The following is a 16793-nucleotide window of genomic DNA, read 5'->3' on the forward strand; positions in this document are numbered from 1 at the left end:
CATGTTTAATTTTTAAATCTATATTCTTCTGGAATTTCACCAAGATTATTTCCAAATAAATAAGTTGATATATTTTGATTCTTATAATATTCTGCCAATGCTTCTCTATATGAATTTCTTTGATTTCTTCCACCGCCATAAACTAAATCATATTGTTCTAGATTATATTTTCCAAAAGTTTTATTGTAGTTATGTCCCGAACTTCTTAATGATTGAATTAATGAAGTTCCGGCATTTCCCCCACCTTCAGCAGCGAAGTTAATACCTAGAATTTGATTATCTAAATTTCTAATTGATGAGCCAGAAGCACCATTTAAAGGAGATCATGATTTTAAACTAAAACCTAAACCATAATTCAAGTATTCATTTCCTTGATATGGAGATAATTTTTCTTTTAAATTATGTACAATAAATCCTGTTTTTGAATTTAATGAAGCGTTAGTTAAAAGAATGTCAGTTATTCCTGGTTTATCAATAAAGATTCTACTTCCTAATGATTGAGTTAATCCCAGTCCATCTCCCAAATAACTTTGAATGTCATTTCTTTTATTGATTCAAGGGCTAGAAGCAAATTGTAAATTCACAATATCTTGTTCATTTAAATTATCTTTCTTAATGTTATAGTCACTATTTGAAACAGGGAATCCAAGCGCTAAAAAGTCTAAATTAATTTTTGAAGTTTGAAATTCCTTGCCTTTGTATGTGTATGACATTTTTTCATTTAATAATTCAGTATATTTTTCATTTAAATCAAAATTTGCCAATTTAAATTTTCTTGATTCATCTCAATTAGCAAATTGTGAAGTCGCAAATTCAGCTAATTTTGATGCACTTTCAACGTGAATTGGATTTTCAACTGCATTATTTGAAAATTCATAATTTCCTTCTGGTTTTTCAAAATCAAATTCTAAAACTGCAAAATCAGCCATTTCTTGTAATTCAGAGAAATTAGAAAATCCTTCTCTTGAAATATTTGAAATATATTCATTTGGATTTGAATTTAAGAAATTGATTCCTGCATAAATCAAGTTAACTTGTGAAGGTTTAAATCTAAAAATATCAACATGTGAATCTTTTGTAGATATTTGTAATTCTTGATTCAATGGTGTATCTTCATTATAATGCAACAAGTGTACATTTTGAGTTTCACCATTGACTTCTAATTTCTTAAACGCTTTAAAATACACGTTATATTCAATTAAAACTTCATTTAATTGTTTTTTGAATGTATCGTTATTTGGGTTTTCTTCAACCTTGGCTTGAAGTTTGTAATATTTTTCTTCTGCTGCTGATAATTTAGCTTCAATTTCACGATATGCTTGATTTTCCTCTTCAATTTTTGGGGCATTTGTAAACATTGCATTTGAATTGTTTTGGTTTTTAATTAATCCTAAAGCAACGTGTAAGTTAGTTGCAATATATCATTTAGTTGGATATTGTCCATCATCACGTTTTTGATAATCAATTATTCAACCGGTACCATATGATACTTTGTTTGAACCATTCTTTCTATCTCGTTCAAGCAATGGATTTTGATTAAAAAATGAAATAATGAATGATTGAAGCAAAATATCTTTATATTTATCATTAGGTATATATCTTGGTAATCCTCTATCAATTAAACCGTTATATCTTTTTATATCTCAATATGCAGTTTTAATTGTTTCACCCAATGGACTCACAACTAATTTTTCATCTTCTCTTGTCGGAAGGCTTCAGTTTTTATAAAAAGCACTAACAAAATCAGGATTTTTATTTTCATTTGCCAATCCATTAAATTTGTCTGGATTGAATAAACTGTCATTGCTTGAAGGTACTTTGAAATTTTCTCCTAAATCACCAGATAGTTTGTCAAAGTAAGCTTTGTTTAATGCATCATTATCAAATTTGAAACGTTCTTCAACTGATGCGTTACGATATTCAGCTGTGTCAGCATTTTCAGGTCTTCCCGGAATGTTAAATCCTGGTTTTGGTTTTTCTGGATTGAAATTTCCACCAGTATCAACATCAACATTATCGCCACCACCTAATGTTTTAAAACCACTAATAGATACTTCACGAATTGATGATGTTTTATTATTTAAAGAAATTGAAAATTTAATTAACAGCACTCCACTACCATCGTTTGGAATTAATTCAAGAGTTGCTGGAGTTGCATCACCTAAATAACCAAGAATAATATTTTCTTTTCTAATACTTGAAGCAGTTACTGCTGTACGATCAATACTTGGATTTAATTCAACTGCTACTTTTTTTAGCAATGCTTCAATATCAGATTCTTTTTTAGTATTGTCACAAGCAGATTGAATTAAAGCAAGTGGAGAAGCCATTGCAACGCCTGATAGTAATAATAATTTTAAATTGACTTTATTTTTTTTCATGTTATCTCCTATTTATTAACTCCATTCGGGAATAAAGCTGTTTTTAAATTGTTTTCGCCATATAGTTTAATTAATTGTTCACGATATGATGTAGTTTGGTGTGGATATTTATTTTTGTTGCTTCCATCGATTAAGTTATATGCATATATTGTTTTACCGTTATCAAGTAATATATCTTCGCTTTGTAGAAGCGGTGCCATTGTTGCTGATTTTAACAAATCACCAAATTGAACACTGCTACTTACACCATTATATATCCCAACAATTTCACCAAAATCGTTATATACAACAGAACCAGATGCTCCGTAATATAATGAAGAGAATTTAATGTTGTAATTAAATCCATATGATTCAACAAATAATCTATTTCAAACGTATGGGTAAATTGACATACTATCACCCATTCTAGTTGAAGCGTCATTTTTTGAATAGGTAAATGCTGTTTTATTATTCTTTATCTTGAAATAACTAATTTCATCTGAATCTCTTTCGGTTGGGTTGTTTTTAGCGAAATATGTTCTTCCGTTTGTATCCCTTGGATAACCAGCTATGTATAAGTTTTTCGCATTAGATAATGCATATGAATTAACGGGATTATTGTTTGATAAATTTTTACCTTTTGATAAATAATCTAAAGTTGGCAAATAGCTTTCAGTTACATCAATGTTAGGTAGTGTTAATGTCTTTGTACGATTAATATATTGATTAACTGCGTTAACTGCGTTTTGAATTCAGGTATTCATTTTTGATGAAGCAGTTGCTAAATTAACATCTAGTTTAATTACACCAAAATCGGTATAGAATGGTATTTTCTCATTTCTTTCATTTTGTCAATCAATGATTGCTTTATAGTTGTTGTAATTATTTTGCTTAAATACATTAAATTTGGTTTTAATATCTTCTGCAAATTGATTGTATGCAAAATCATCAATATAATCAATACCAGCGAAAATTATTACTGGATTATTAAAGCTGTTTTCGTGAGTAGTAGCGTGTGCTGCACCTCTAAATCCAAGTGAAGGATTAGTTAAGATATCTATGTTAGAAATATATTCAACACCAGCATTAATGTTGGTTTTATTATTTAATGTCTTACCAAAATCAAAATTTTCCAAACTTGCCTTACCAAGTGCGAAACCGGCAACTGTATTTCCACTTGGGTCATCATAACCTAGTTTTTTGTCATTTTCATTGCCTCAACTGTTGCTGAAATTTGACAACACATGGAAGTTAGTTGCAATAAATAATGAAATTTCGGTATGTTCTTCATTTTTTCAACTGTAATCTAAAACTCATCCAGTTCCTTGATCAATTGCTAATAAAGGATTGCCTGGTTCATTTAATCTTGTAACAGTTTGGATTGAAAAACTACGATCATAAATTTCTTTATAAATACTATTTTTAGTTAATTCGGGATTTGAATTATTTGCTGAAATTTCATTATATCTATTTACATATTCAGGGTAACTATCATTTGTGTAAAAATTAGGAAAGGGAAATGAAGGTATTTCCGGAATTTCTTCAGGGTTCGGTTGTGGATTGGGTTGAACGTTATTTTCCCCTTCAGGAGTTTCAGGTTGAGGTTGTGGAGTTGGTGTAACTGGAGTTTCAGGTTGAGGTTGAGGTTTTGGAGTTGGTGTTACGGGATGATTTGGATTATTTTTATCACCTGAATTGTTGTTATTGCCATTATTTCATTCCCCAATTTCAAACTCAACTTTTTCTTTTTTGCATGATGTTAAGCTTGCAACTGATAATACAGTTGGTAATCCTAAAAAAAATAATAATTTTCTTTTCATATATTCCCCTTTCTGTATAACAAAATAGATATTTATATCTATAATTTTATAAAAGTGTTCTAATTTTATATATAAAATAAGAAAAAAGTGAGAAAAAAGACAACATTTTTTTTTTTTTTTTGCAATTTAAAATAACCTTCTAATGGTTTTAAAATGTTTTTCAAAATGTTTTTTTTATTTTTATTACAGCAATAGTGTCTTTTTTAAAAGCTGCAAAAAGAAAAAGAGACGAAAATTTCCGCTCTTTTTTCTTATAAAAATTGTTTTTTGTTTAATTTAATAGTTTATTAAGTCTTGCTTTGTTTAATTCAGATTGAAGTAATGAAACTCATACTCTTAATCTTTTTTCGTCATTTCCTTTTAACTCAAAATTTAACAATTTCTTTTGTCAATTATGATATTGAATTTCAATTGAATCCATTATTTTTAACAAATTAATATTGTAAATCTTCAATTGAGGTTTGTCATTTCCAATTTCGCCTTCTTCTTTGATTTCATCAATTAAATTTTCTATTTGAACCATTAATTGTGAATATACTTTCAAAGTTTCATTATTGTATATCTTATAAACATCTTGATCTGTCAATTGAATATATTCATCATAATTTAAAATAAAGAATTTATAGTTAAGCTGTTCATTCAATAGAATATAAATCATCTTTACTAATGGATGTTGAATATCACTAAAATCATAAAATGATTGCGATATCTCAGTTAATTTATCCATAGTCTCATCATCAAAATGGTTATCTGCATAATCATACAAGCTCTCAATTGCAACCAAAAGTGCTTTTCTATTGTTTAATTTATTTCACTCTTCAATATTTTCTGGAAAAAGTGCTACGATTTTCATTATTTCAGTTCTTAAAGCTTCAGAACCGATATGTCTTCCTCTTGATCAAACACCAAATTTATATCACTTTTTATAAATGATGCTCCGTATCTCATCATTTATTTCTAAAATTTTAGTTTCATAATCAAAATTGTCAGTATATTCTTTAAACTTTGTAACGAAATCGGCATATTGAGTCACAATCTCTGCTCTAAATCTTGATAATCAAAGATCATTATTTGTGTTCCAACTTCATAATTCTTGAAGTTCTACTTTAGGCAATGGTTTATTGTTAAAGTATTTTGTTCATTTATCTACATTTACTGAATTAATAATATTCATTTTTTCATCATAAACACGGTTTCAATAATCTATTTCAATGTTTCTCTTCTTTAATGAAAATTGAATTATATTTAATGAAATATCATTTATAAAACTATCTAATCTATCTTTTACATTAATATCTTCATTTGAAAAATCTAAGGATTTATATTCATTTAAAATTGGTTGATATTCCTCAATCAATGAAGCATACATTTCCTTATCATTAGCTTGTTTAAAGTTTCATTCAAAGAATTTAATATATTCTTCTGCCGCTGTTAATGGAGCGAAAATATTTCAGAAATTAATTGCTGTTTCTGTGAAATTATTAATTAAATTATGAAATTCTTCTCTTTTATTATCTAAAGTTAAATTATTATCATTATTTAAATTTAAAATTTTTGCTTTTAACTTATTTAGTTTATCAGCTATAACGCTATAAAATGATGAATCTCATTTATAAATTGCTTCATTTGCAAATACATTTTGCATTCATTCGTCTATAAAACTACCAAAAATATTAATTCTTTCAGTTAACACAGTTAAATCAGAATTTTTATTATCTTGTTCTTTTCAGTATCCTAAAAATGTCATTAGAATATAGCCCGGATCAATAACAATGTTTGGATTTTGATAAACAAAATTATTAATTTTATCATTTAAAGAAACGCCGGCTTCACTATTTGCATCAACTTTTAAATAATGTTTCTCCATTTCTTGAACCATATTAGTTTGAATTACTAAAAATTTTTCAAGAATACGTGATTGTTCATAATCAGATTTCACAATATTAAATCTACCATTTCTTTTTGGAACATTCAATTGTTGTTTATTAATTAAAAAATTAACTTTTGTATTTTGAGTAGCTCAATTTTTGTAAAATTCCAAAATATTATTTGTATTTGGATTTCTTGTTGAATTAAATAAACCAATACCAAAATTTTGTATATCCTCTAATTCATCAACTCTAATTGGTAATAAATTTGGTGTAATACTTTCAAAATATGTATGTGTTTTATCTAATTCATTAATTGTTAATTGTTCTAATTTTTTCATTAACAATAAACGATCTAAATTGTATCTTGCTTCTAATGCATTAGATTGGTTTTTTAACAATCATGTATTGTAATCTATTGAATCAAAATTTGTATTATTATAAAAATCTTCATTAAAAATTATTTTGGGGTTGGTTGAAATTAAGTTATTTACATCAGTGTGATATTCTCTAAATTCATTTTCTAATAAAGATGAAGTTAAATAACTACTATCTTTATAAATACGTTTGATTTCTTTATTACCGTAAATAGATTCAATTTCATTAAAATTATCGTGTAATTCTTTATTTGAATCATACAAGAAATTGGTTCGAATATCTACTAATAATTTTTCATTATTCAATGTAATATTTTCAAATTGAATAATCTTTTTAATCGCCATTGCAATTTCGGTCAATGTGGAATTAGGATCATTGATCACTGATAAGCCTGAATTAACGTATGATTCAACGCTGCTAGATACTTTATTTCTATGAACATTATATTTTATACCGTTAGCAATTTCTCTAATTTTTTCAACTTCTTTATAAAACTTAGCAATTAAAATTTCTCTGTCTATATCTGTCTTGCTATTTTCTGCATCAACAAACATTTTTAGTTGATTTGATAACTCCTCTTTTGCTGCATTAATTTCTATTTCTGTAACTTCATGAGGCTGTTTATTATTAATCAAAATAGCTTTGTTAAAAATATCCAGAAGTTTATTATATTCAACAATATTATTAGCATTACGTAAAGTATTTTTTGAAATAATTTCGTATGTTTCTTTTATTGAATTTGTTAATAAATTATTAATTCTAGTACGTTTCATTTGAATATAAAGATCTAAATCTTTGTCATATTCTTTAATATTTTCAATATATGATTTAAATTTTTGTGCATCTGCATTAATATCATCTGTATCATCCAAATTATTTTTAATTGCATCTAGTTTTTTATTTAATTCCATTCTATATGCAATATCTCTTATGTCTAAGTTATTATCTATTTTGGTTTCAATAGCATTAATATCACTATTTAATTTTTCTTTTATTAAATTAACTTCAGCTCTTAAAATATCTTTTTCTATAGACGGAATTGCTAATTTAAGTTCATTAATTAAAGCATCTAATTCTTCTTTATTTAAATTATTTTTTTTGCCTATTTTAGTTAATAATCCGTCAATTTTTTCTTTTATAGGATTATAAACTGGATCAGTTTTTGATAATAATAAATATCTAAAATCATTGATTTTATTATTCAGACTACCAACTTCATCTAAAAGAGAATTGTGTTTATTATTAATTTCTCTAGCTTTTAAAAGTTTATTTTCTAAATCAATGTATTTATTTCATTTTTCATCAACAGATTTGTTTTCAATAAATGCATTTCTAACATCTTCTAAGGATTCTGAAAATTCATCTTTTATATATTCTTTCCCGGGAATATCTAAATTGAAATCTCTAAATCTTTCAGTAGCACTTATTAAAAGAATAATTTTGTTATTTAATCTAATAACATCTGGGTTATCAATTAATTCTTTTAAGGAATTGGCTTGTTTAATTTTTTCTTTAATTAATTCAAGAGTATCATTTATATCCTTATTAGATGCATCTGGATTTAATAATGCATTATTTGCAATAGTATAAACTGGATCTAATAGTTCTACTATCTTATCGTATTTATGATTTGGATCATTCTTAAGCTCATCAATTAATGGTTTAAGTTTATTTTTGTTTTCGTCATGTAAATTCTTTTTCAATTTTAATTGATCTAATTTGTTTTTATATTTTTTGATAAAATCTTGTAACTGTTTTTTAGTATTTTTAACATTTTGTTTATCTGGTTCATTTAAAAAGGCATTTTCTGAGGCATTAGTGTAAAAATTATCTCATTGTTCTTGATCGGATGTTGACAGTGGTTTTACAATTTCATTATTATTTTGTAATGTTAATAATTCATTTTCTGATTCAATCTTTTCTTTTTCTAATCAAGAGATAGCAATTTTATTTTCTAATTTATTTATATTATCCTTCATTGACAATAATCCATTGTTGTCAATTTTGTCTCGTGATGGAAGTACATTAATTGCGTCTGTTAATGCATTAGTATCTGCTTCAATTTTGTTTAGTAATGTCTTAAATTCTTCTTTAAAATTATTGTTATTATTTGGATTAAATGAATCGCTGTTAACCAATCTAGTTTTCTCAGCTAGTGCATTATTTAAATCAATTTGAAGCTTATCGTATTGATTTTGAACAAATTGCTTACTATAATCATTGTATTTATCATTAAGTTTTTCAATGTCATTGTCATTAATAGGCTTAGAATTTTTAATGTCAATTATTGTATTTTTTACATTATCACTTAATGATTGTAAATTTGAAATTACATTAGGATATTTTTCGCTATCTAATGTATTTTTGTATTCATTGATTTTTGCTAACAAACCTTCAAATTTACCCAATAGATCCGAAATTAGTTGATTTCTTTCATTTTTAATTTTGTCAAATTCGTTTTTGTTTTTATTAAGAATTATTTCTAATTCTTTTGAACTTAAATTGTCTTTATCTTGAATACCTTTATCAACGTTTTCAATAATTTTATTTAACTCATCAATTATATTTTCGTCTTTTGGTTTACTAAATTTATCTCTAAAGCCTTTTGCATCATTTTTTAATTTTTCTAGATCTTCAACTATTTTTGCCTTGTTATCGTTTTTATTAGGTTGAATTAAATAACCTCAAGATACAATAGTTGTAGCAGCAGCTAATGCAGAAACGGTAATTAATTTCTTTTTAATGTCTTTGTTCATATTTCCTCTTGAATTGAATATATTTCTTTATTAGTAATATTACTAAAAAAAAAAAAAAAACATTTAACATTTAACCCTTCTAATGAATAAAAAAAACAGAAAAAGGTAATTCTTTTTCTATTTTAAATATTTAAGTTCTTTAAGTTCAGTTATTTCTTTATTTAAAATGTTTTTTCAATTATTCAATTGTTGCTCAAAACCTAAGTTAGGTTTATGGTTAATAAATTCTTGAATTCAATTGTGATATTCAATTTCAATTGCATCCATTTTTCTTAAGACTTTTAAATTAGCAAGTTTAATGTCTAAAACATCATTGCCAATCTCGCCTTCTTCTTTAATTTCGTTAATTAGTTTTTCAATATCAAACATTAATGTTGAATATTTAATCAATACATTCATATCATAGTTATGATCTTTTATATAACTTAAATAATCACTTAAACTAGATGAAGATCAATAATTGTAAAGATCTTCAAATGTTTTTGTGTTTAACGACATTTTTATCATTGGATGTAATGAAGAATCATTAATCAATTTTTCAAACATATCTGTAGAAATTTTTTTATAATCAAATACATTTGTAAGGCTAGTAATGTTTTCGCTATTATCTACAACAGTATTTAAATTTTGAAATAATTCAAGAATTTTTTGTCTATTATCAGCATTATTTCAACTATGATAATCATTTGAAAACAATGAATTAATCTTATCCAATTCTACTCTTAATCTTTCAGATTCAATATCTCACTGATCGTCTGTTGTCCCGAATTTATATCAATTATTTAAGATTTTATTTCCAACGACTTTTGTTTCTTCTAATGTTTTATCTTCATATTTGAAATTTGAAATTAACTTATATACTTCCAATATAAAATTAGCATATTCTTTTATAATTATTGCTCTATATTTTGCTAATGAAACGTTATTAGAAACATCTCAATTTGATATTGAATCAATCTCTGATAATAAGTTTTTATTCAAAGTAAAATAATTATTTCAATCAGTAAGATTTGCTTGATTGATTTTTGCAATATTTTCTTTATATATACCATTTCAGTAATTCAATTCAATTTCTCTTTTTTCTTTACATAAATTAACGATGTCGGCTTTTAAGTTTGTATTTAATAATTCAAATTGCTCCATAGAAGCATCCGGAGAAAATGAGTTGTTTTTGTAATTATTTATGATCAACTTATATTTTTCGACCAATGGACCAAACAAAGGATTATTCAATAATTCTTTGTTGTATTTGTATTCTAATAAATCTAAATATACTTTAGTGTGATACTCTCATAACTGTTTTATTTGAATATCTTTTTCCAACTTATCAAAACGACGTAATAAATCAAAATATTTATTTTTGATTACTTGAATATCAGCGTCGGTTGAACCACTATTTTTTGCTTCGCTAGACAATATTGCAAAGGAATCCAATAAATTCTTTGCAATTTCTATAATTAACGAATATTCAGATTTCTTTAACATATTTTCGTCAGCTAATCTAGCATTAATTCATTTATTGGCAAAATTATAAAAATTGTCTATTCTAGTAACTATCGTTTGCTTATCTGTTAGCTCTGCATCTTTTTGTATTTTATATTTCAAGAATGAACTATTCAATCCATGTTCATGATATGGAAATGGTATTAACTTATCTGCTTCACCATTATAATCTCTATAATTTAAAGAAAAATAATGTCACAACATATCAAAAGATATATAATCACTTCTTTCGGGATCTAAGGTATTCATTAGTCAACCAATGTATTCTTCAAATTCATTATCAGCGACTGTTAATTTATTATATGAGGTGTTTCTACTATATGATATATTTGTAAAAAATAAGATAATATAAGAGTTTATTGTGATAAATTGTTCTTTATCAAGGAGTGCTTCTAATTCATTGTTTTGATTTGCTCAATTGTAATAAAAATCTATCATTGAATCAGTATTAGCAACTCTACTTGGATCAAATAATTTTTTTGAAAAATTCTTAATTTTATCAGCTCAAGTAGTAATGAATCATAAATGAACTTTATCATTAGGTTCTCTTATGAATAGATCATTAAAATATGTATCTGCCTTATCAAATTCGTCAATTGTTAATTTTTGCAATTTCTTTTGCAATTGAGAATTCAATAGATTCAATTTTGTTTCTAAATATGTACTTCTATTTTGATTCTTGAAATTTATAATATCTTGATCTAAATTAGAAAATGAGTCAAAAAAACTTTTATCAATTTTGGAAAAATTGTTTTTAATATCAATTACTTGATTTAAATATTTATTATTTAAATCACCCTCAAGAAACATATTTGTAGCATAATTTGAATTCTTATTTATTCTTTCAATTTCGATTGAATGTATGCTTTCAATATCTTCAATATTTGAAAAAACATTTTTATTAGTATTGTGAAGCATATCAACTAAATATTTGTCTTTATTTAAAATAGTTCCTTGAATAATATTTTGATAACCCACCGTCTTCTTAATAGCTTTTAAAATAGTTAATAAATCCGTTGAATTCTTAATTTCAGTTATATTATCATCTTTAATATATTCATTTACTTCTAATAGTATAGACTTATCAATATCATCGTGGTTAGAAAATAAATTTTCTAATAACAAACCTTTTAATTTAGAAATTTCTTGTTCTAATCTTTGAATTAACGATTCTCGTTTATTATTCATCACGGTTGAATTATTCAAAGAAAATGTTTTTAATTTATTTTCTAAATTTTGTTTAGCAGTTTCAATTTCATTTAAAGTGATAGCTTCTGGTGCTTTTTTATTTATATTAATTGCGTCATTTAAAATTTGCAAAAGTGCAATGTGATTCTCTTTATCAAAAGTTAAATTGTTATCACTAATATAAGCATATGCTTTGTTAATAGCTTCTGTCAATAAGCCATTCATTCTGTTACGTTTAAAATCCATATTGTCTTTGTCAATATTGTGATCTATTTTTTTATTTAAAATATAACCTCAACAAACTATATTTGTCATTACAGCTAAGGCCGTTGTTATATAAAGTTTCTTTTTTAATGTTGTCTTCATATATATGCGTCTTTCTATTTACTATCTACAATATTTTAATTCAAAAAAAAAAAAAAAAAACAAGCATTAAATGTCAAACTTACAATAAAAGTTAAACAAATAATGTTGTTTTTCGCTTGTTTTCTCAATCAATATATAAAACAGTGGTGTTTATTATATTAATTGTTCAAAAATGTCTTCTCCTGTTTCAACTAATGGAACTTCAAAGTTTCTAGCTACAATGTTTCCAGCAGTACCAAGTCCTTTTAATTCACCTAGAACTTTACCTTGCTTAAATGATTTAGAAAATACAGTTAAAGGCAATGCTTCTCTTGTATGATCCGAACCAGGCATTGTTGGGTCGTTTCCATGATCTGATGTCATAATTAATAAATCATCATCTTTCATAGCATTAATTAATTTAGTTAATTTAACATCCAATCTTGAAATATTTTCACTATATCCAATTGGATCTCTTCTGTGACCATAGTGACTATCGAATTGAACTAAATTTACAAATACAAATTGATTTTTTGAATTGCTTGAAGCAATGTCAATTGCAACATCCATGTTTTCATCATCAGAAGCTGGTCCATAAACTTTATCAATTCCAACTCCAGTGAAAATATCATTAATTTTTCCTACAGCAACAACTTCCACACCTTTTTGTTGTAGATCTTCTAAAATGATGTGTCCTGTTGGTTTATTAGCATGATCATGACGGTTAAATGTTCTTACAAATTTTCCATCTTCTTGTTTAATAAATGGACGTGAAATAATTCTTGCAACGTTTCATTCTGGTCTTGATGAACAAATTTGACGTGCTTTTTTAGCATATTCATTTAATTTATCTAAACCTAATGTATTTTCATCACCACAAATTTGTAAAGTTGAGTCAGGTGAAGTATAGATAATCATATCTCCTGTTTCAATATGTTGATCACCTAATTCTTGTAAAATAACAGTTCCTGATGCGGCACGATTTCCAATAATTTTTCTGTTATCTCATGCTTTTGATAATTCATCTACAAGTTCTTGAGGAAAACCGTTTTCAACGAATTGTGGGTTAGGCACTTTAGTATAAATACCCATCATTTCTCAATGACCGGTTAAAGTGTCTTTACCATTTGACATTTCATGAATTCTTCCCACGTAACCTAATGGGTGTTTGTTTCTAGCCACATGTCCTGACATTTTTGCAACTTCAGTAATTCCTAATTTAGTTCATGTAGGAATTTTGAATGGTAACACTTCTGAAGCGTGTAAAAATGAGTTAGCACCTTTATCGCCAAATTCCTTTTGGCGAGGTTCTTCACCAATACCTAAACCATCAGTTACGATAAAAAATATACGATTAAATTTTGGCATATTTTCCTTTCAAAATTAAATTAATTTAATTGTAAAATAAAAAAGATAATAATTAAAATTATATAACAATCTAATATTTTTGCTATCAATCATAAGTCAAAGAAGATTTTTAAACGGCTTTATGTTATGATTTTTATATAAAAATTAAAGAGATAAATTATGAAAATAAAAAGAATTGGTGTAATAACATCCGGTGGTGATGCCCCCGGAATGAATAGTTATTTATTCTACCTTTGACAACAAGCGAAACTAAACAATTATGAACTAATTTTCTTTAAAAATGCTTTTTGAGGTTTAGTAAATAACGAACAAATTGTATTAAATCAACAAACCATAAAAGAACTAATTTTCAAGCCTGGTACTGTGATTTTTTCAAAGAGATTTAAGGACTTTAAAGAAGAACGTTGAATTAATCAAGCTATTGAAAATCTTAATAAAAATGACATTGATTTACTAATAGTTATTGGCGGAAATGGTTCAGCTAAAGCAACTCAATGTTTGATTAATAAGGGTATTAAGGCAATATTCATTCCCGCTTCAATTGATAATGATGTATATGGCAGTGAATATTCATTAGGATTTGATAGCGCTTTAAATTCAATTATTGACGAAGGTAAGAAATTAATTACCTCCACCACCTCACACGGAAATGTTATTTTAATTGAGGTAATGGGTAGAGGAACAAACCATTTGCTTTACCATTCAGCAATCAATCTAGGTGCTCAATACATAATTTCAAAGAAACAAAAACTCACAGCAAATGAAATTGCTGATGTTATTAAAAAACTCAAATCTCATGGTAGAGAACAAATAACAATTGTTGTAGCGGAAACAATATATTCTTCATTAAAATTGTTGGCTAAAAAAATACAACAAATTACTAAATTAGATATTAAAAACTCTATTTTAGGACATACTCAACGCGGTAACTATAGCAGTTCATACGACAATTTAATTGCAAATGAACTTGCAAAACAGACGTTATTACAAATAAATCAAAACAATTTCAATATCGGTTTTATAATTTATAAAAATACTTTACAAATATTAGAATTAAAAGAACTGTTAAAAACGAAAAATACTTCTTCAAAATATGAAGAAAAAATATCAGAATTTAACCAAGAACAATTAAATATTCAATGAAAGGAATAAATATGATGAAATTTGATGAAAAACACACTAAAATTGTTGCAACAATTGGGCCTTCATCTGAAAATTACGAAACACTTAAACAACTAATTTTAGCTGGAGTTAATACAATTAGAGCCAACTTCTCACATGGTTCAGCAGAAATTCACCAAAGAAAATTTGATTTAGCACGTCAAATCTCTAAAGAATTAGATATTCCAATTTCTCTTCTTCTTGATACAAAGGGTCCAGAAATTAGAATTGGTAAAATGAAAGATGAAGCACAAATGATATACAAAAATTCATTAGTGTCAATCAAAACTGATGAAGAATCATATAAGAACTTAATTGGTGATTCTTCAACAATTACTGTTTCATATAGAATGGATAAAGACTTAAAAGTAGGAAACAAAATTTTATTAGATGATGGTAAATTAGTAACTGTTGTTAAAGAAATTAAAGATAAGGAAATTATTGTTGAAGCAAAAAACGATCACTTATTAAAAACCAATAAAAGAATTAACATTCCCGGGGTTGATTTCTCATTGCCATTTTTATCAGAAAAAGATAAAACTGATATTGCATGAGGCGCTAAATACAAAGTTGACTACATCGCTGCTTCTTTTGTTAATTCAGCAAAAAATGTTAAAGAAATTAGAGAATTATTAGATGCAAATGGCGGTCAAAAAATTCAAATTTGTTCTAAAATTGAATCTCAAACAGGAATTGATAACATTGATGAAATTATTGAAGCGAGTGACTCAATTATGATTGCAAGAGGAGATTTAGGTTTAGAAATCCCTTACTATCTTGTACCATACTGAGAAAAACAAATTATCAGAAAATGCCGTGAAGCTGGTAAAGAGGTTATTGTTGCTACTCAAATGTTAGATTCAATGGAGAAAAATCCATTGCCAACAAGAGCTGAAGTAACTGACGTTTATTATGCTGTTGAACTAGGTGCAGATGCAACTATGTTATCGGGTGAATCTGCTTCTGGCCAATACCCAGTTGAAGCCGTACAAACAATGGCAACAATATTAAAAAGTGCTGAAAAAGAATATTACGAAGAACTATATCACAACAAACACATTGAAGAAGTGGCAAAAGGTAGCGATCGTATGAAAATTGCTTATGAAGTTGCTAAAAAACTTCAATCAGGTGATTACAAATATGCAGTTGTATGTAGCCATTCTGGTAAATTATTAAAAGAAATTTCAAGATATCGTCCAAATGCTTTCATTGTTGGCTTAGTAAGCAATGATGAACTAGTTTGAAGTTTTGGTATTACAGCTGGAGTTTACTGTGAAAAGCACTCACAAGCTGTTATGAAGATTGTTAAAGATGATCATAACAACGCAAGAAAGGCATTAGAACATTTTAATGCTAAACCAGGAGATAAATACCTTGTTGTAGATAGTTTAAACTTCACAGAACATATATACTAAAGTATAAAATTAATCGTCTAGAACAAGACGATTTTTATTTTAATAAAAATAAACTCCTCAGAGTTTATTAAATATTATCTTAAAAATTAGTTCAAGAGTAATATACAATGAAAAATAGTTAAATTAATAACTGGTACGCCGCATCTCGTTGCTTAAAAACACTATTCATTTTGATCAATTAAGACTTAAATTTTTCTTATTATTTCCCATTTCAATATTATTATATCAACTTAATTGGTTTTTATTGATTTTTTATCTGCAGATAAACATTCACAACGATATGCATTTATCACTCATATTGAAGCAATTAAAATTAAAATAGTAAATATAACTCCAATAGAATGCAAAATATAAATTGCTCTACTTGCTTCTAAAATGTTTTTATTTAAAACAAATAACATAGTTATTATTCTAGTTATTAAATAGCTTAACAATAACATAGCAATTGATAATATAAATATTGCTTGATTAAGAGTAATAAAACCATCTTTAATTGGTTCGATTTTTTTCAAAAAAGATAAGGTAAAGATTATTGTTAAATTTATAAAGATAATAATAGAAAATATTAAATTTATAATACTGTATTTAAAATGTCTTCTTTCCATAATAGAAAATTATACTTTTTTAATTA

At 26.1% G+C, this 16793-nt stretch carries 8 protein-coding genes; 2 read left to right on the top strand and 6 right to left on the bottom strand.

All coding sequences use genetic code 4. The features are described from left to right. Window positions 1-5 precede the first annotated feature (5 nt). The 5 genes from mip to EXC28_RS02765 form a co-directional block, all read right to left on the bottom strand. Window positions 6-2381, bottom strand: coding sequence for an Ig-specific serine endopeptidase MIP (mip, locus tag EXC28_RS02745; RefSeq protein ID WP_029329948.1), 2376 nt, complete (start codon window positions 2379-2381; stop codon window positions 6-8). A gap of 8 nt (window positions 2382-2389) precedes the next feature. Beyond that, on the bottom strand, window positions 2390-4180 hold the full coding sequence (locus EXC28_RS05995) for an MIP family Ig-specific serine endopeptidase (RefSeq protein WP_051622544.1): 1791 nt from the start codon (window positions 4178-4180) through the stop codon (window positions 2390-2392). A 271-nt stretch (window positions 4181-4451) separates the two neighbouring features. Beyond that, window positions 4452-9182 (bottom strand): rhoptry family protein, encoded by a 4731-nt coding sequence (locus EXC28_RS06000; protein WP_029329946.1) that lies wholly within the window; start codon window positions 9180-9182, stop codon window positions 4452-4454. A 117-nt stretch (window positions 9183-9299) separates the two neighbouring features. Further along, the gene (locus EXC28_RS06005) at window positions 9300-12239 is read right to left on the bottom strand and encodes a hypothetical protein (RefSeq protein WP_036437528.1); all 2940 of its coding nucleotides are present in this window, start codon (window positions 12237-12239) and stop codon (window positions 9300-9302) included. Between the two features lie 153 nt (window positions 12240-12392). After that, a complete protein-coding gene (locus EXC28_RS02765; protein ID WP_029330648.1) occupies window positions 12393-13586 on the bottom strand; it encodes a phosphopentomutase in 1194 nt (397 codons plus the stop codon). A gap of 159 nt (window positions 13587-13745) precedes the next feature. Between EXC28_RS02765 and EXC28_RS02770 the strand changes: the two genes are divergently transcribed. Both EXC28_RS02770 and pyk read left to right on the top strand, forming a co-directional pair. Beyond that, the gene (locus EXC28_RS02770) at window positions 13746-14738 is read left to right on the top strand and encodes an ATP-dependent 6-phosphofructokinase (RefSeq protein WP_029330646.1); all 993 of its coding nucleotides are present in this window, start codon (window positions 13746-13748) and stop codon (window positions 14736-14738) included. A gap of 5 nt (window positions 14739-14743) precedes the next feature. Further along, entirely contained in the window at window positions 14744-16162 is a 1419-nt protein-coding gene (gene pyk, locus EXC28_RS02775; RefSeq protein ID WP_029330645.1) for a pyruvate kinase, read from the top strand. Between the two features lie 230 nt (window positions 16163-16392). Here the strand turns inward: pyk and EXC28_RS06010 are convergent, their stop codons facing one another. Beyond that, the gene (locus tag EXC28_RS06010; RefSeq protein WP_029330643.1) at window positions 16393-16767 is read right to left on the bottom strand and encodes a hypothetical protein; all 375 of its coding nucleotides are present in this window, start codon (window positions 16765-16767) and stop codon (window positions 16393-16395) included. Between the last annotated feature and the right edge of the window lie 26 nt (window positions 16768-16793).

It is taken from the genome of Metamycoplasma cloacale (assembly GCF_900660735.1).
Taxonomy (GTDB): domain Bacteria; phylum Bacillota_I; class Bacilli_A; order Mycoplasmatales; family Metamycoplasmataceae; genus Metamycoplasma; species Metamycoplasma cloacale.